This is a genomic window from Bacillota bacterium (assembly GCA_030019365.1).
Taxonomy (GTDB): Bacteria; Bacillota; Sulfobacillia; order JACIYH01; family JACIYH01; genus JACIYH01.
In genome coordinates this window covers 1-16,638 of record JASEFA010000008.1, presented here as the reverse complement: position 1 = coordinate 16,638, position 16,638 = coordinate 1, and the positions used below count along the sequence as shown (strand labels likewise).

Genomic DNA, 16,638 nt, shown 5'->3' with positions numbered 1-16,638 from the left:
GTGAAGCCCATGGACTGGCAGTCCGTCATCCCGCGATCGCCGGAGGTAAGCCGGGTACAGCAGGCGGCTGAAGTGCAGGGGCAGGCCGCTCAGGAACACCTGGACCGGGTGGCCCGGGCCCGGGAGCAGCGAGCTCCCCGGGTGAAGGACGCCACCAGCTCTCCTGCCGTCCGGGACAGGCGGGAGGGGCGCCCGCGCGGGCAGCGCCGGCGCCAGGAAGGCAAAGACGGCGCTGACTCCGGGCCGCATCTCGACGTGCGTGTTTGAGCCGGCGGCGCCAGCGGCTGCCCCGGGCTTCACCCGGCTTCACCGGGCTTCTGGTGCGCCGGCGCCGGCCCTCGGCAGCCGGCCGGGTGCGCTGGGCGTGCATCCGCCTTGCCGGGCCGGGCGCCGGGCGCTGCGCAGCGGCGGCGTTTCGTTGCTGGCCGGTGGAGGTTGTGGTATACTTTGCGGCGGCGCCCGCAGACCCGGGCAGGCGTGGGCTGGCTCGGGCTCATGGGGGCGCAAACCACGCACGTCTCCCGACCGGAGCAGTCGGTGCCGGTTTCCCCAGCCCGGGCCCGGGCCGCGCGCGACCACACCAGCGCCGCAGCACGCGCCAGCAGCGTGGCTTGGGCGCCCGGCGCGGGGGCCGGATCTGCCCGGAGTGAAGGAGGCGGAGGCCAACCGGGAGGTAGCATCATGCCCGTATTGTCCATGAAGCAGTTGCTGGAGGCAGGGGTGCACTTCGGGCACCAGACCAGGCGCTGGAATCCGAAGATGCGCCCCTACATTTTCACGGAGCGGAACGGCATCTATATCATCGACCTGCAGAAGACGGTCCGGCTGCTGGACGAGGTCTACGAGTTCCTGCGGGACGTGGTTTTCCAGGGAGGCAGGGTGCTCTTTGTGGGCACCAAGAAGCAGGCCCAGGAGTCGGTGGCCGAGGAAGCCCGGCGGTGCGGTCAGTTCTACGTCAACCAGCGCTGGCTGGGTGGCACCCTTACCAACTTTCCCACCATCAGGCGGCGCATCGAGCGGCTCATGCAGCTGGAGGAGATGGTGGAGTCCGGCTACCTGGCGCGCCTGCCCAAGAAGGAAGTCGCCCGCCTGGAGCGGGAGCGGTTGAGGCTGGACAAGTACCTGGGCGGCATCAAGGGGATGAAGGAACTCCCCTCGGCGTTGTTTGTGGTGGACCCGCGCAAGGAGGCCATCGCGGTCAAGGAGGCCCGCCGGTTGCGCATCCCCATCGCGGCCATCGTGGATACCAACTGCGATCCCGATGAGGTGGACTACATCATCCCCGGCAACGATGACGCCATCCGGGCAGTCAAGCTGATCACGGGCAAGATGGCGGACGCCGTCCTGGAGGGCCTGCAGGGGGTGCAGGTGCTGCCCGCCGGGGAAGTGAGGGAAGAAGGGGCATGAGCGAGAGGGTCAGACAGCTGCGGGAGATGACGGGCGCGGGGTTGCTGGACTGCAAGAAGGCCCTGGAGAGCGCGGCAGGCGACCTGGAACGGGCCGTGCGCATACTCCGGGAGAAGGGGCTGGCCCTGGCGGCGAAGAAGGCCGGCCGGGAGGCTTCCGAAGGGGCGATCGACGCCTACATCCACCCGGGCTCCCGCCTGGGGGTACTGGTGGAGGTCAACTGCGAGACTGACTTCGTGGCACGCACCGCGGAGTTCCGGGAGTTCGTGCACGAGGTGGCCATGCAGATTGCGGCCATGAATCCCACCTACGTTTCCCGGGACCAGGTCCCGGGGGAGGCGCTGGAGAGGGAGAGGGAAATCCTGCGGGTGCAGGCGGAGGCGGAGGGTAAGCCCGCCCATGTGGCCGAGAAGATAGTGCAGGGCCGGCTGGACAAGTTCTTCCAGCAGGCCTGCCTGCTCGACCAGCCCTACATCCGCGACGGGCAGGTCACGGTCGGGCAGCTCCTCACACAGCTCATAGCGCGGGTGGGCGAAAACGTGGTGATCAGGCGCTTTGCCCGCTTTGACGTGGGCGAGGCCAGCTGAGGAGGCATCCCGCGTGCAGCCTCGGTACGGGCGGGTGGTATTGAAGCTGAGTGGCGAGGCCCTGGCGGGAAGCCTGGGACGGGGCATCGATCTCGATTTCCTGGATGGCATGGCGGCGGAAATCGAAGATGTGGCCGCGATGGGTGTCCAGATCACCATCGTGGTGGGGGGCGGTAACATCTGGAGGGGGGCGGAGGGCAGCGCCCGGGGGATGGACCGGGCCACCTCCGACTACATGGGGATGCTGGCCACCGTGATCAACTCCCTGGCGTTGCAGGACGCCCTGGAGAGGCGCGGGCTGGAAACCCGGTTGCAGACCGCCATCGAGATGCGGGAGGTGGCGGAACCCTACATAAGGCGGCGCGCCATCCGCCATCTGGAAAAGGGGCGGGTGGTCATTTTCGCCGCGGGGACGGGCAACCCTTACTTCTCGACTGACACCACCGCCGCCCTGCGGGCGGCCGAGATCGGGGCCGAGGTGCTCCTGATGGCCAAGATGGGAACGGACGGGGTATACGACGACGATCCCCGGAGGAACCCGGCTGCCCGCAAGCTGGAGCGCCTGGCCTACCTGGACATCCTCAACCAGGGCCTGCGGGTGATGGATGCCACCGCTGCTTCCCTGTGCATGGAGAACCGGGTGCCCATCATCGTTTTCGATGTAGGCACGCCCGGCAATATCCGTAGGGTGGTACTGGGGGAACCCATCGGGACGCTGGTCGGGGGGGAGAGCCATGCTTGATGAGGTGTACCGGGAGACCGAGGAGAAGATGAAGAAGACCTGCACGCTGTTCCAGAAGGATCTGGCGGGGATGCGGGCGGGGCGGGCCAGCCCGGCGCTTCTGGAGAAGGTGGTAGTCGACTACTACGGTACCCCTACGCCCATCACCCAGCTGTGCACCATCACCGTCCCCGAACCCCGGCTGATGGTGGTGCAACCGTGGGACCGGTCCCAGATCTCGGCCGTCGAGAAAGCCATCATGAAGTCGGAGCTGGGCGTCACGCCGGCCAGTGACGGGACGGTGATCCGGCTGGTGCTCCCTCAGCTCACCCAGGAGCGGAGGCAGGAGCTGGTAAAGCAGGCCCGGCGGTGGGGGGAGGAGCAGCGGGTGGCCATCCGCAACCTGCGCCGGGAGGCGATGGAAATGCTCAGGGAGCTTGAGGACGAGGGGCAGATCACCGAGGACGACCTGCGCCGGGGGCAGGAGCAGGTACAGAGGCTTACCGACAGGTACATTGGGGAGATCGATCGTATACTGGCAGCGAAAGAAAAGGAGATCATGGAGGTTTGACCCCGTCGGCCCCGTCCGGTCCGCCCCCATCCCCCCCGCCGTCCGGTCCCCTGTCCGGTCCGCCCCTCCTGTGGGGCCTTTCCCGGGAGGAGGCCCGGTCGCAGGCCCGGGCAGCGGGCTGGGAGGTGGAGGAGGTGCTCACGCGGCCCCCCTGGCCGGGTAACCCGGCGGGAAGGGCCATGGTGGTGGGGCAGCGGGTTGGCGATGCCGGGAGATTGCTCCTGATATACGCTTATGAAGAATACGTCCGGGAGAAGAAAGAGGGGAAATAGCGACTGGGAGCAGCGCAAGGCCCAGTTGCGGCGGGGACTCGTGCCCCGGCATGTGGCCATCATCATGGATGGCAACGGCCGCTGGGCCCGGCAGCGGGGGCTGCCGCGCCTGGCCGGGCACCGGGCGGGGCTGGAGTCCGTCCGCCAGGTGGTGGAGGCGTGCGCCGAACTGGGCATCGAGGTCCTCACCCTGTACGCATTCTCTACCGAGAACTGGAAGCGGCCGCCCGAGGAGGTGCAGGGGCTGATGGACCTCCTGGCGGATTACGTTGATCGAGAGCTGGACACCCTGGCCAGGAATGGGGTCCGGGTGCGGATCATAGGCCATCCCGAGGACCTGCCCGCCCGGGTGCGGGAGGCCCTGGGGCGGGTGAGGGAGCGCACGGCGGCGGGAGACAGGCTGCAGCTGGTGGTGGCCCTCAACTATGGCGGCCGGCGCGAGATCACCGATGCCTGCCAGCGCTTCGGCCGGGATATCCGTGAGGGGAAGACGGAAGCGGAGCTGAATGAGGATAAGTTCGCGTCGTACCTGGACACGGCCGGACTGCCGGACCCCGACCTGCTCATCCGCCCTTCCGGAGAGCTGCGCATATCCAACTTCCTGCTCTGGCAGGCTGCCTACGCTGAGTTCTGGTTCACCCCGGTGCTGTGGCCCGACTTCCGGCCGGTCCATCTGGCGGAGGCCGTGGCCGACTACCAGCGCCGGCGCCGCCGGTTCGGCGGGCTGGATGCTGCCGAGGGGAGATAGGGGCGTGCTCAGAACCCGGGTCCTCACCGTCGTCCTCGGGGCCCCGCCCTTGCTGGCCTGCCTGTGGTATGGGGGCAGGGTGTGGGCGGTGGCGGTGGCCCTCCTGGCCGGTGCGGCTGCCGCGGAGGCGGTGGCCATGGCAGAGGCGAGCCGCCGGCTGCCGGCGGGGGTGGCGGCGGTGCTGGCCGGGTGCCTGGTCTTGCTGCTGGGAGGCCTGGTGCCACTCCCGCTACTGCTGGGCGCCACCGCCGTACTGCTGGCGGTGATGATCCTGGATGCCGCCCTTTACCCGGGGGGAGTGCGGGCTCCGGCCATGCTGCTGGGCGTGCTGTATCCCGGCCTGGGCCTGGGCCACCTTGTATTGCTGCGCCAGGGAGCGCAGGGCCTGGGGTGGAGCCTCTTTCTGCTGGCTGCGGTCTGGGCGGCCGACATAGCCGCCTACTTCGTGGGCCTGGCCCGGGGACGCCACCGCCTGGTGCCGCGGCTGAGCCCGGGGAAGTCCCGGGAAGGAGCGCTGGCGGGAGTGCTGGCGGCGGCGGTGGCCGGGGCGGTGGCCGCCGGGCCGCTCCTGCACCGGGGGGCGGCCGTGGGGGTGGCCCTGGGTGTGGGGGCGGCTGTGGCGGGAATGGTGGGCGATCTGGCGGAGTCGGCCCTGAAGCGGGCCGCCGGTCGCAAGGACTCCGGCCGCCTGGTGCCCGGGCACGGCGGGGTGCTGGACCGGTTCGACAGCCTCGCCTTTGCCGCTCCCGTCCTGTACTGGTGGAAGATGCTGGGGGGGATGTGACTTGAGGACGGATGGGGGGGATGTGAGTTAAGGACGGCGATCAGTCCCTTTGCAGCTTCGTGCTTGCTGGCCGGCGGAGTCCTGGCGGGGGCATACGTTTTCGTGCGCTACTTGCTGCCCTACCTGTGGCCCTTCGTCCTGGGGTTGCTGCTGGCCCTGGCGGTGGAACCCGTGGTGCGGGGCCTGCAGAGGTTGCGCGTGGCCCGGTCCGTGGCCGTGCTGGTGGCCCTCGCCCTGGTGCTGGGGCTGTTCTTCGCCCTGGTCACCTGGGCGGTTTCCACCCTGGTGGTGGAGATCACCAAGCTGGTGGAAGCCCTGCCCACGTATTACCAGACCGCCCGCCAGGTGGTGGACGATCTCACGGCGCGGGCGGGCCAGTTCATGGCGTCGTTGCCTCCCACGGTCACCGAGGAGATATACGGGCAGCTCGCCAGGCTGTACGCCTTTCTCGGGCGGGTGCTGTCCGGAGCCCTCCTGGCCGTGGCCGGCCTGCCCGAGGTGGGCCTGATCACCCTGGTGGCGGCCATCGCCTCCTACTTCATAAGCCGGGACCTGGGAGCGATAGGGGCCTTCTTCCTCGGCCTGCTTCCCGGAGGATGGCGGGAACACGCGGCCAACCTGGCCGGGCGGCTGATGCGCTCGGTGGGGGAGTTCGCCTTCGCCCAGTTCCTTCTGATCGTCCTCACCACCGTCATCACCATAGCCGGCCTCGCGGCCCTGGGGATACCCTATGCCCTGCTGCTGGGGCTCGCCTCGGGACTGCTTGACATCCTGCCCGTGCTGGGACCCGGGCTGCTGTTCGTGCCGTGGATGCTGTACAACTTCATCTGGGGCAAGGTGGGGTTGGGGGTGGGGTTGGGCCTGCTATACCTGGCCATTTCCGTGGTAAGGCAGGTGGCTCAGCCCCGGGTGATCGGGGAAAGGCTGGGCATTCATCCGCTGGCCGCCCTGGTCTCCATGTACGTGGGCGCCCGCCTGCTGGGCATCCTGGGGCTGGCGGTGGGGCCGCTCGTGGTGATGCTGCTCTCTGCCATGAGGCAGGCCGGTATCCTCACCTTCGGCGAGCCGCCCGGCGGACCCGGGGGCGGCCGCCCCGGGGGTGGTGGGCGGGCGTGAGGCACCTGGTGATCCTGGGGAGCACGGGTTCCATTGGCCGCCAGGCCCTGGACGTGGCGCGCCGGCATCCGGAGAGGCTGCAGGTGGTGGGGCTGGCTGCGGGCGGTCGCATCGATGTGCTGGCGGAGCAGGCGCGGGAGTTCCGGCCCCGCGTGGTGGCCCTGGCCGATCCCGGGGCCGCCCGGCGGGCAAGGGAGCTGCTGGGTGCAGTAGCGGGGCCGGTGGTGCTGGCCGGCGATGATGGCATGCGGGAGCTGGCCTCCTGGCCGGAAGCGGACACCGTGCTGGTGGCCAGCGCCGGGCTGGCCGGCCTGGTGCCCACCCTCACCGCCCTGGAGGCCGGGAAGCGGGTGGCTCTCGCCAACAAGGAAACCCTGGTGGCGGCGGGCCACCTGGTGATGCAGGCCGCTCGGGGCGGGGAGCTCCTGCCCGTCGACAGCGAGCACGTGGCGGTGCACCAGTGCCTGCGCGGGGAAGATCCGGCCGGCGTGCGCCGCATCATCCTCACTGGTTCGGGGGGGCCCTTCCGCGCCCTGGACGCCGGGGCCCTGCGGAATGTCACCCCCGGGGAGGCTCTCCGCCACCCGGTGTGGAACATGGGGCCCAAGATCACGGTGGACTCCGCCACCCTCATGAACAAGGGGCTGGAGGTGATCGAGGCCCACCACCTGTTCGGGCTGGATTACGACCGCATTGAAGTGCTCATCCACCCACAGGGGCTCGTCCATTCCCTGCTCGAGATGCAGGACGGGTCGGTGCTGGCCCAGATCGGTTCCGCGGACATGCGCCTGGCCATCGCTTACGCCCTCTTTTACCCCGAGCGGGTCTCGCCGCCCATCTCTCTTCTTGAGCTCGCCGGGCGCGAGCTGACTTTCGAGCGCCCCCGGGTGGAGGACTTCCCTTGCTTGCAATACGCCTACCGGGCGGGTAGAATGGGGGGGACTGTGCCCGCGGTGATGAGTGCGGCAGACGAAGTGGCGGTAGAACGTTTCCTGCGGGGCGAGATCTCCTTCCCCGGCATTGCCCGCCTGGTGGAGCGGGTTATGAGCGAGCACGTCCCGGGCCCGGCGCGCTCCCTGGAGGAAATCCTGGCGGCGGCCGCCTGGGCCCGCCGGCGGGCGGCCGAGGCGGCCGGGGAGGACGGCGGATGACCATCCTGGTGACAGTTCTGGTCCTGGGGTTGCTGGTAGTGGTGCACGAAGCCGGGCATTTCCTGGCGGCCCGGCGGGCGGGCATCAAGGTGCACGAGTTCACCATCGGCTTCGGTCCCGCCCTCTACCGGCGTCGCGTGGGTGAGACTTACTACGCCCTCCGGGTCATCCCGTGGGGTGCGGGAGTACGCATTGCCGGCATGGAGGCGGGGGAAGCGGATGACCCCGAGGGCTTCTCCCGCAAGCCCGTGCGCACCCGCGCGGGCGTCATATTCGCCGGTCCCCTCATGAACCTGGTGCTGGCGGTGGCGCTGTTCACCTTCATCTTCGCCGTGCTGGGGATCGGGCGGGCCACCCTCACGGTGGCCCAGGTGCTGCCGGGCGGTCCCGCCGCGGGGGCGGGGTTGCGGGTGGGCGACCGCATCCTGGAGGTGGACGGGCGGCGAATGACCTCCTGGGACCAGGTGGTGGCCATGGTGCAGGCCTCTCCCGGCCGGCCCCTGGCCTTCACGGTGGAGCGAGGGGGAGTCCGGCGACAGGCGGTGGTGGTCCCCGAGCGCTCCCCCACCGACCAGCGGGTGGGATTCGTGGGCCTGGCGCCGGTGGTGCGGGCCGAGCGGGATGCCCTGCCCGGGGCCCTGTGGGCCGGCGTGAAAGAGACCTACCGGGTCACCATTCTCCTGATCAGGGGGGTACTGCTGGCCATCACCGGCAAGGTAGAGGCCCGGCTGATGGGCCCGGTGGGCATCGGCGAGCTCATCGGGCAGGCGGCCCGCATGGGCCTGCGCGAGCTCATGTACCTCACCGCCGTGCTCTCCGCCAACCTGGCACTCTTCAACCTGGTTCCCATCCCGGCCCTGGACGGCAGCCGGCTCATGTTTCTGGGGCTGGAAGTGGTGCGGGGCAAGCCCGTGGACCCCGCCCGGGAGAACCTGGTGCACCTGGTGGGTTTCGCCCTGCTCATGCTCCTCTTTCTGGTGATCACGTATATGGATCTGGCCCGACTGGGAGCCTGAGATGGTGAGGACGGCACGGCCGGTGAAGGTGGGGAATCTGGTCCTGGGCGGGGGCAACCCGGTCCGGGTCCAGTCCATGACCAAGACGGATACCCGCGACGTGGAAGCCACCGTGGCCCAGATTATGCGCCTGCACGCAGCCGGCTGCGAGCTGGTGAGGGTGGCCGTTCCCGACGGGGAGGCGGCCCGGGTGCTGGGCGAGATCGGGAGCCGGACGGCCGTGCCGCTGGTGGCCGACATCCACTACGATTACCGCCTGGCCCTGGAGGCCCTCGCCCAGGGCGTGGACAAGCTGCGCATCAACCCGGGCAACATCGGTTCCCGGTGGAAGGTTGAAGAAGTGGCTCGGGCGGCGCGGGAGCGGGGAGTGCCCATTCGCATAGGGGTCAACGCCGGTTCCCTCGCAAAGGAACTGGAGAGCACATACGGGCGCACGGCGCGCGCCCTGGTGGAAAGCGCCCTGCGCCAGGCCGACGTGCTGGAGTCGGTGGGCTTTTCCGACATCGTCCTCTCCCTGAAGTCCTCGGACGTCCTCACGACGGTGGAAGCGTACCGTCAGGTCGCCTCCCGCTGCCCCTATCCCCTGCATCTGGGCCTGACGGAGGCGGGCACGGCCTGGGCAGGAGCCATCCGGTCGGCGGTGGCCGTGGGCGCCCTCCTGCTGGATGGAATTGGCGACACCCTCCGGGTCTCCCTGAACGCAGACCCGGTGCGCGAGGTGCAGGCGGGCTGGCACATCCTGCGGGCAGTCGGGTTGCGGGCCCGGGGGGTGGAGCTGATCGCGTGCCCCACCTGCGGGCGCTGCCAGGTGGATCTGATGACGGTGGCGTCCCGGGTGGAGGAGGCCCTGGCCGGGGTGGAGGCGCCCCTCAAGGTGGCGGTGATGGGCTGCGTGGTGAACGGCCCCGGCGAAGCGCGCGAGGCGGATGTGGGCCTGGCGGCCGGGCGGGGGAAGGCGGTGCTCTTCCGCAGGGGCGAGAGGATCCGCACCGTGCCGGCGGGGCGCATGGTGGAAGAGTTGCTGGCAGAAGTGCAGGCCCTTTTGGACCCGGAGGCCGTGCGGCCAGAGGGCGACGAGGGGCGGCACGGCCCGCCGGCCCGCGGCCCTTCAGCGGCGGACGGGCCGCCGCACGACGCTGCTCCGGCAGCCACGCCGCGCGACCATGCGGCGGCGGATGAGGGAGGTACGTAGCACGATGGAGAAGGAGTTCGTTAAGGCCATCACCCCACGGGCGCAGGATTTCTCCCAGTGGTACGTGGACGTGGTGCTCAAGGCGGAGCTGGCAGACTACGCTCCCGTCAAGGGGTGCATCGTATTCCGCCCTTACGGCTACACCGTCTGGGAGCACATCCAGGCCGAGCTGGACCGTCGCTTCAAGGAGACGGGTCACGTCAACGCCTACTTCCCTCTCTTCGTGCCCGAGAGCTTCTTCCGGCGGGAAGCGGAGCACGTGGCCGGGTTCTCTCCCCAGGTGGCCTGGGTAACCCGGGGGGGAGACGAGGACCTGGCCGAGCGGCTGGCGGTGCGGCCCACCTCCGAAACCGTCATCGGGGTCATGTACAGCAGGTGGATCCAGTCCTACCGCGACCTGCCCGTGCTCATCAACCAGTGGTGCAATGTGGTGCGGTGGGAGAAGGCTACCCGCCCTTTCATCCGCACCACCGAGTTTCTGTGGCAGGAAGGGCATACCTGCCACCGCACCGCCGGGGAGGCGGAGGAGGAAGCCCTGCGCATGCTGGAGGTATACCGCAGCTTCGTGGAGGACTACCTGGCCATCCCCGTCATCCCGGGCGAGAAGAGCGCGGGGGAGAGGTTCGCCGGGGCCGAGTGCACATACACCATCGAGGGCCTCATGGGGGATTGCCGCGCCCTGCAGTGTGCCACCTCCCACTTCCTGGGCCAGAATTTCGCCCGCAGCTTCGACATAAAGTTTCTGGATGAGGACGGCCAGCTCAAGTATGTGTGGCAGACCTCCTGGGGGATTTCCACCCGCATCGTGGGGGCTCTCATCATGGTGCACGGAGACGACCGGGGCCTGGTTCTGCCGCCTCCGGTGGCGCCCTACCAGGTGGTGATAGTGCCCATCGTGGGCCGGGATACGGAGAAGGTGCTGGCCGCCGGCCGGGAGGTGGCCGACCGGCTGCGCAGGCGCTTCCGCGTGAGGCTGGACGAGCGGCCCGAGTTCAGCCCGGGCTGGAAGTTCAACGACTGGGAGATGCGGGGGGCGCCGCTGCGCCTGGAGGTGGGGCCGCGCGATCTGGCGGCCCAGCAGGTGACGGCGGCCAGGCGCGATACCGGAGAGCGCACGGCGGTGCCCATGGCCGGGCTGGAAGAAGGCGTGTCCGACCTCCTGGAGGCGGTGCACCAGGGGCTGTACCGCAGGGCGCTCGAGTTCCGGGAGGCGAACACCCGCCAGGCACAGGACTACGCCGAGTTCCGGTCCATCATGGAAGGGCCGCGGGGACTGATCCGGGCCCTGTGGTGTGGGAAGCCGGAGTGCGAGGAGCGCATCAAGCAGGAGACGGGAGCGACCATCCGCTGCCTGCCCTTCGGCGAGCAGGGAGAAGGCCGCTGCCTCCTGTGTGGCGGGCCCGCCCACCAGGTGGCCTACTTCGCCCGTGCTTACTGACCAGACGCAGGGTGGCTCTGCCTGCCGTCCGGGCGGCACCTACCCCGGGCTGGCGCAAACGAGGGGGGCTGCGGGGTGAAGGTGGCGGCGGTGGTGCCCGCCTATAACGAAGAGCGTACCATCGGAGCCGTCCTCTCCGTTCTGGTTAAGTGCCGGGGTCTGGACGAGGTGGTGGTGGTTTCCGACGGCTCCACGGACGGTACCGCGCGGGTGGCCCGTTCCTTCGGAGTCAAGGTCGTGGAACTCGAGTCGAACCGGGGCAAGGGGGCGGCCATGGCGGCCGGGGTGGCGGCCACGGACGCCCCTTTGGTGGTATTCCTGGACGCCGACCTGGTGGGACTGCGGGAGGAACATGTGACCGATCTGGTCCTTCCCGTGATCCAGGGAGAAGCGGACATGACCATGGGCACCTTCACCGGGGGGCGTCTTTCCACCGATCTCGCCCAGGCCATCACCCCTTTTCTCACCGGGCTGCGGGCCATGCGCCGCCAGGTGATCGCAGAGATGCCCGCGGTGGAAGTAACGCGGTACGGGGTGGAGGTGGCTCTCACCCGCCACGCCCGCCGCCAGCACCTGCGGGTGAAAGAAGTTCCCCTCCCGGGGCTCAGTCAGGTGATGAAGGAAGAGAAGCTGGGATTCTGGGCCGGGTTCGCACGCCGCCTGCGGATGTACTGGGAGATAATCTGGCACGGCCTGCGTGCCTGACCGGAACACCCCGGCCGCGGGACCCCAGGCCCCGTCACCGCGGCGGCCCGAGCCCCAGGTACCCCTGGAACAGCTGCCCGTCCACCGACCGCGAGCGCGCCTCCTCCAGGTCCACCAGCCCGGCCCTCACCAGGTCGGCCAGGGCGCGGTCCATCGGCACCATGCCGTGCTGGGCCCCGGTCTGGACCGCCGAGGGGATCTCCTGCACCCTCCTGTCCCGGACCATCGCCCGCACCGCAGTCGTCGCCACCAGGACTTCCACCGCCACCACCCGCCCCGAGCCGTCCGACCGGGGCAGGAGCTGCTGCGCCAGCACGCCCTGGAGGGACCCGGCCAGCTGCGCCCGCACCTGGTCCTGCTGGTGGGGCGGGAACACGTCCACGATCCGCGTCACCGCGTCCACCGCCGTCCGGGTGTGCAGCGTCGACAGCACAAGGTGTCCGGTCTCCGCCGCCGTCAGCGCCGCCCCTATCGTCTCAGCGTCCCGCATCTCCCCCACCACGATCACGTCCGGGTCCTCCCGCAGGGCGGCCCTTAACCCTTCCGCGAACCCGGACACGTCCTCTTCGACCTCCCTCTGGTTGACCACGCCGCGGCCGTGCCTGAGCAGGTACTCTATGGGATCCTCCAGGGTCACCACGTGCCGCGGTTCCACCCCCACCAGGTGGTCCACCATCGCAGCAAGCGTGGTGGACTTCCCGGACCCCGTGGACCCGGTTACCAGGACGAGGCCCCGCGGCAGCAGCGCCAACCGCCGCACCACGTCGGCCAGGCCGGGCTGGTGGGAGAACAGCTCGTCAAGTGACGGCACCCGGCTCGCCAAATTTCGGCAGGCCAGCGCGGCGCAGCCCCGCTGCCGGAATACGTTCACCCGGAACCGCGAGGCTCCGGGGACGGACAGGGCGAGATCGCAGGAACCTTTCTCCTCGTACCTCCTTTTGTGCTCGGGCCTGGTCAGCGCGGCCTGGGCGAGGCCGGCCAGGTCGTCGGGGGAAGGCGGCCCCTCCCACTGGGGGGAGGAGGCCAAGAAGTCCAGCGCGCGGGACGCCGCGGCGTCGGGCCCCTTCCGCGCCAGCTCCGGCAGGCGCCAGAGCCTGCCGTGCAACCTGAACACCACGGGAACTCCCGCTGTGAAGTGCACGTCGGAGGCGCCGATCTCAACGGCCAGCCTCAGCAGGGACTCCAGTTCCGCCCTCAACAGGCGGCACCTCCTTTCCGGAAGCAGGCTCGGGGCCGGCAGGCGCCGGCGGCGACCAGGAGGCCGGTGGCAGCCAGACGTCGGCCCGCGCCCGCGGAGGAGAGAGCAGGTCCTCCTCCAGCGGGGGGTTCGTCGAGTAGAGGAGCAGCAGGCACGAGGCCCTCACCTGCCCTGGCGGGGCGCCGGGGGAGTCGTCCGCGGCCAGGGAAAACACTCGCACCTCCCCGGGATACGGGAGGGACTCGCACAGGGCCAAAAACGCCTGCATCCCCGGGCCGGAGCCCACCGCTTCCAGCCGGTACGGGACGGCCCGCAGGTGTCCCTTGAAGAAGCCCTCCACGCGCGGGGAGGGCTCAAGGAGCACCACCCTCACCAGGGCGCGGGAGGCCGCGTCCCCGAGCGCGGAGAGCACCCGGCCCGCCTCGGGGTCGCGGGCAAGCGGCCGGGCGGCCGCCCGGAACCGCTCGAGCGCCGCGGCACACTGCGCCTCCCGCGCGCGCAGGGCTCCGGCCTCGGACGAGACCCGCACCGCCTGCAGCCGGGCCTCCAGCGCGCGCTTCCCCTCGGTGGCCGCCCAGCGGCCCGAAAGCGCAGCAGCGGCGAGCGCGGCCAGCACGCACAGCGCGTAAAGGACCCGGCCGCGGGACCGCAAGGAAGGCAGCTTCATCACTCCCCCTCACCCCCCACGACCGCCTCGACACGGAAGGAATAGCAGCCCAGGGAGTCGTCCCAGACCACCCTGGCCACCCGCACCTCGCAGCCCAGGGCGGCACGCAGGGCGTCCCGCACCACGCCGGGCGCGGCCAGCGACAGCGAGCGCCCCTCCACCACGAGCTGGCTCCCGGCGGGCGGCAGCCCCGGGCCCTTCCCCTGGGTCTGGCCCTGGTCTCTGGACGGCAAGAGATCCACCCGGGTCAGCCAGGCGTCCGGGGGCACCGAGCGGGCCACCATGTCGACCAGGCGCGCCCGGGAGGGGAGCTGCCCTAAAAACGCTGCCACCAGGTCGCCCCAGGAGGCGACCTCCTTCAGATCCTTTGCAAGCCGCGCGGATTTTGACGCCGCGGGGGCAAGCACCTCGGCCTCCCGGCGGGCGCGCCCGGCCTCGGTCCGGTAGTGCAGGGCCGCCTGGCCCAGGCCGGCCGAAGAGGCAGCCAGCACGCCCACGAGTAGCCAGGGCAGGAGCCGCCTGGCCCGCGCCCCCTCCCGCATCTCCCGGGTCAGGAGGTCGACCCGCGGCTCCAGCCACGGGTGCAGCGCCAGCCCGGCCGCCAGGTGGAACTCGGGCGGGACGTCCGGCACGGAGAGGGGGGACCACCCCTCGGGCGGGGAAGGACCCGCCCACAGCCTCGCCGACACCTTCAGCCTCTGCTGCGACTCCCAGTAGGACACGGCCCGGTCGAGGTCGGGGGGCGCGGCCGCGGGCAGCGAGATGGCGAACTCCAGGTGCTCGCTCCCCGCCACCAGCACGGCGCCGCTGCCCGACGGCGCCGCCAGGGCCACCGGGCCGTCGGGACCGGGGACGGCCCCGACGAAGGAGACAAGCCGCCACAGGGCGCACACCTCAATGTCCACGGCAAGGAGCCTCACCCGCCCGGAAAGAGGCTGCACCAGAGCCCTCAGCCAGTCCTCGGGGACGGCGCAGGCGAGCACGCCAAAGCCGTCCCCAGAAGGGCCCAGCACCGCGTGCCGGACGACCGCCCTTCCCTTCCGCTCGCCGAGGAGGAGTTCCATCTCCCAGGAGGCCGCCGAGCCGAGGTCGCGCGGCGACAGCTTCGGTGCCCGCAGGCAACGCACGGCGAGGTCGGGGCCGGAGCAGGAAAGCACCACGGGCGCCCGCCCCAGCTCCCCCACCAGCCGCCCCAGGCCCTCCTCCACCCCGTCCGGGCGCCTGAGCAGGGGCTGGCGGGCGAACCTGAGAAAGCGCGGGCCCCGCCGCGTGCTTACCGCCAGGCAGCCAAACGCCTCTTCCTCGGAACGCCATATACCGAGGCACCGCCTGAGCATCAGTCTCCCGTCCTCTCCAGGATCTGGGCCACGTGCACGGGCCCGGAGACCAGGCCGAAGTCCACCTCGTCGTCCTGCTCCAGGGTGATGTTCCCCCGCAGCCTGTTTCCGTTCACCGTGGCCGCCGCCAGGGCCCCGTACTCCATGCGGAAGCCGCCGCTCCCGCCGCCGGTCCCGCCCCAGCCGACGTCGCCCCCGGCCACAATGAGGGCCACGTGGACCGCAGAGCTGTCGCGGGTAACCACATCCTCCCCCGCAACCAGGGAAACCCGCGGGGCGTCGAGCGAGCCATAGAGCACTATGTCTCCCCCTGACACGAGGGAGGCGCGGGCCGAGGTGGAGCCGCCTGACACGTAAGCCGTGCCCTCCACGAAGTACACGCCTTCCATCGACGCCAGGTCGGCGGCGGTGAAGGTGCGGTCCCCCGGGAAGTAATGCTGTACCCCGGTGGCCGCCTCGAGGAGCCGGGCCTGCAGGCGGCCGAGCTCGACCATCCCGGCCACCCGGCCGATGTCGGGGAACTCCTCGAGCGGGGTCCAGCCGGAGACGTTCTCCCCGGTGGCCGCGCCCGGGGAAACGGTCCCGGTCGCGTACGCGGAGCCCCAGATGACCGCGGGCTGCTGGCTGTAAATGTCGCCTGACACGTAAACCTTCCGGGGCTCGGAGTCGGAACCCACCCGGGCGCTGCCGCCAACCGATAGCCCGCCGGAGACAAGCAGGCCAGAAAACAGGGCGGCGCTGCCCAGTGCCTCCAGCGGGGTGCCCCCCAGAGCCTTCACCCCGCCCCCGTACGCACCCACCAGGGGCACCAGGCCCAGCCTTAGCCGCACCGTCACCGTCTTCCGCACAGGACCAACCTGGCCGGAAACCCCCACCGAGGTCACCGTCACCACGTCGCCCTCCCGCTCGATGTTCACCTCCTCGACTGCCGCCCGGTCGCCGACCGGGCCCACGGCCACCCTGCCATCGGACCAGGCGGGGTGGGCGGCCAGGTAGCGCAAGATCCGCTCCACTCCTGCGTCCGCCGCCAGGCGCGCCTGCGCGGTGTCGAGGTCGAGCGCAAAGGCCCGGCGCGAGGCCACCCCCACCTGGTGCACGCCGAAAGCCGCGGTGGCCACGGCCAGGGCTAAGACAGCAGCCAGGAGCACGCTCAGGTAGCCTCCCTGCCGCACCCTAACCACCCCCCTCGTAGACCATCACCGCGGTGCGCAGCGGGCCGGCGGGGCCGTCGAGGAACACCGCCACCGGACCGCCGGGCTCCCGGGAGAAGCGCGCGTCCGCAAACCGCCACGACCTGGAGACCCCGCCCGCCGACCTCACCAGGACCCCGCCCGAAAACGACCAGGAAACCTCCTCCCCGCCCACCTGAAGGCGGAGCCAGGCGTCGGATACCTCAAGCACCCTCCTCGCCCCCCGCAGGTCGCGGCAGAGGGCCAGGAAAGCAGAGCGCGCCGAGGAAGCCTCCTCAAACCCCGCCCGCGCCCGCGCGGAGAGGGCGGGCACCCGCCAGGAGACGTCGAGGAGGGCAAAGAACAGCAGCGCGGAAAGCGCCCCCGCGACGACCACCTCCGCCAGGGCCCAGCCTTCACTCGACCCCGGCCCGCTCAAAGACAAGGACAGCCTCTTCTTCACCGCCCGGGGCAGCATACGACACCACCACCTCCAGCCGCTTCAAGAGAGTCACTCATGACGGCCTGCCGTCGCCACCGCCGATGAAAACGGGGGTTG

18 protein-coding genes and 1 pseudogene are annotated in these 16,638 nt (G+C 70.5%); 14 read left to right on the top strand and 5 right to left on the bottom strand.

From position 1 onward, the window contains the following. The 14 genes and pseudogenes from QME70_10825 to QME70_10760 all read left to right on the top strand — a co-directional run bounded on the left by QME70_10825 (nt 1) and on the right by QME70_10760 (nt 11,708). Nucleotides 1-267 (top strand): hypothetical protein, encoded by a 267-nt coding sequence (locus tag QME70_10825; GenBank protein MDI6895068.1) that lies wholly within the window; start codon nt 1-3, stop codon nt 265-267. Between the two features lie 414 nt (nt 268-681). Beyond that, nucleotides 682-1,407 carry a 30S ribosomal protein S2 gene (gene rpsB, locus QME70_10820; GenBank protein ID MDI6895067.1) on the top strand — a complete coding sequence of 242 codons (726 nt, stop codon included), beginning with the start codon at nt 682-684 and terminating at the stop codon, nt 1,405-1,407. Continuing rightward, complete coding sequence (tsf, locus tag QME70_10815; protein ID MDI6895066.1) at nt 1,404-1,994, top strand: translation elongation factor Ts; 591 nt, start codon at nt 1,404-1,406, stop codon at nt 1,992-1,994. Before rpsB ends, tsf begins: the two co-directional genes overlap by 4 nt. A gap of 13 nt (nt 1,995-2,007) precedes the next feature. After that, entirely contained in the window at nt 2,008-2,736 is a 729-nt protein-coding gene (gene pyrH / locus QME70_10810) for a UMP kinase (GenBank protein MDI6895065.1), read from the top strand. Continuing rightward, complete coding sequence (gene frr / locus QME70_10805) at nt 2,729-3,286, top strand: ribosome recycling factor (protein MDI6895064.1); 558 nt, start codon at nt 2,729-2,731, stop codon at nt 3,284-3,286. The genes pyrH and frr overlap by 8 nt, the downstream gene beginning before the upstream one ends. Then, a complete protein-coding gene (locus QME70_10800; protein ID MDI6895063.1) occupies nt 3,283-3,558 on the top strand; it encodes a hypothetical protein in 276 nt (91 codons plus the stop codon). Before frr ends, QME70_10800 begins: the two co-directional genes overlap by 4 nt. Beyond that, nucleotides 3,521-4,306: an isoprenyl transferase gene (locus QME70_10795; GenBank protein ID MDI6895062.1), complete on the top strand. Its 786-nt coding sequence runs from the start codon at nt 3,521-3,523 to the stop codon at nt 4,304-4,306. Before QME70_10800 ends, QME70_10795 begins: the two co-directional genes overlap by 38 nt. A 4-nt stretch (nt 4,307-4,310) precedes the next feature. After that, nucleotides 4,311-5,090, top strand: coding sequence for a phosphatidate cytidylyltransferase (locus QME70_10790; GenBank protein MDI6895061.1), 780 nt, complete (start codon nt 4,311-4,313; stop codon nt 5,088-5,090). A gap of 63 nt (nt 5,091-5,153) precedes the next feature. After that, entirely contained in the window at nt 5,154-6,206 is a 1,053-nt protein-coding gene (ytvI, locus tag QME70_10785) for a sporulation integral membrane protein YtvI (protein ID MDI6895060.1), read from the top strand. Continuing rightward, nucleotides 6,203-7,357, top strand: a complete 1,155-nt coding sequence (locus tag QME70_10780) for a 1-deoxy-D-xylulose-5-phosphate reductoisomerase (protein ID MDI6895059.1) — start codon at nt 6,203-6,205, stop codon at nt 7,355-7,357. Before ytvI ends, QME70_10780 begins: the two co-directional genes overlap by 4 nt. Then, the gene (gene rseP / locus QME70_10775) at nt 7,354-8,373 is read left to right on the top strand and encodes an RIP metalloprotease RseP (protein ID MDI6895058.1); all 1,020 of its coding nucleotides are present in this window, start codon (nt 7,354-7,356) and stop codon (nt 8,371-8,373) included. The genes QME70_10780 and rseP overlap by 4 nt, the downstream gene beginning before the upstream one ends. A 1-nt stretch (nt 8,374) precedes the next feature. Beyond that, nucleotides 8,375-9,418: pseudogene (gene ispG, locus QME70_10770) on the top strand (flavodoxin-dependent (E)-4-hydroxy-3-methylbut-2-enyl-diphosphate synthase). Between the two features lie 151 nt (nt 9,419-9,569). Further along, nucleotides 9,570-11,003 (top strand): proline--tRNA ligase, encoded by a 1,434-nt coding sequence (gene proS / locus QME70_10765; GenBank protein ID MDI6895057.1) that lies wholly within the window; start codon nt 9,570-9,572, stop codon nt 11,001-11,003. 75 nt (nt 11,004-11,078) lie between these two features. Next, nucleotides 11,079-11,708: a glycosyltransferase gene (locus QME70_10760; GenBank protein ID MDI6895056.1), complete on the top strand. Its 630-nt coding sequence runs from the start codon at nt 11,079-11,081 to the stop codon at nt 11,706-11,708. 34 nt (nt 11,709-11,742) lie between these two features. Here QME70_10760 and QME70_10755 read toward each other — a convergent pair whose 3' ends face one another. The 5 genes from QME70_10755 to QME70_10735 are packed head-to-tail and all read right to left on the bottom strand — an operon-like array spanning nt 11,743 to nt 16,524. Further along, complete coding sequence (locus QME70_10755; protein ID MDI6895055.1) at nt 11,743-12,909, bottom strand: type IV pilus twitching motility protein PilT; 1,167 nt, start codon at nt 12,907-12,909, stop codon at nt 11,743-11,745. Then, nucleotides 12,866-13,573: a hypothetical protein gene (locus QME70_10750; GenBank protein ID MDI6895054.1), complete on the bottom strand. Its 708-nt coding sequence runs from the start codon at nt 13,571-13,573 to the stop codon at nt 12,866-12,868. The genes QME70_10755 and QME70_10750 overlap by 44 nt, the downstream gene beginning before the upstream one ends. Then, nucleotides 13,573-14,910 (bottom strand): hypothetical protein, encoded by a 1,338-nt coding sequence (locus QME70_10745; GenBank protein MDI6895053.1) that lies wholly within the window; start codon nt 14,908-14,910, stop codon nt 13,573-13,575. The genes QME70_10750 and QME70_10745 overlap by 1 nt, the downstream gene beginning before the upstream one ends. Further along, nucleotides 14,910-16,082 carry a hypothetical protein gene (locus QME70_10740; GenBank protein MDI6895052.1) on the bottom strand — a complete coding sequence of 391 codons (1,173 nt, stop codon included), beginning with the start codon at nt 16,080-16,082 and terminating at the stop codon, nt 14,910-14,912. Before QME70_10740 ends, QME70_10745 begins: the two co-directional genes overlap by 1 nt. A 1-nt stretch (nt 16,083) precedes the next feature. Next, nucleotides 16,084-16,524 carry a hypothetical protein gene (locus QME70_10735; protein ID MDI6895051.1) on the bottom strand — a complete coding sequence of 147 codons (441 nt, stop codon included), beginning with the start codon at nt 16,522-16,524 and terminating at the stop codon, nt 16,084-16,086. Nucleotides 16,525-16,638: the final 114 nt, after the last annotated feature.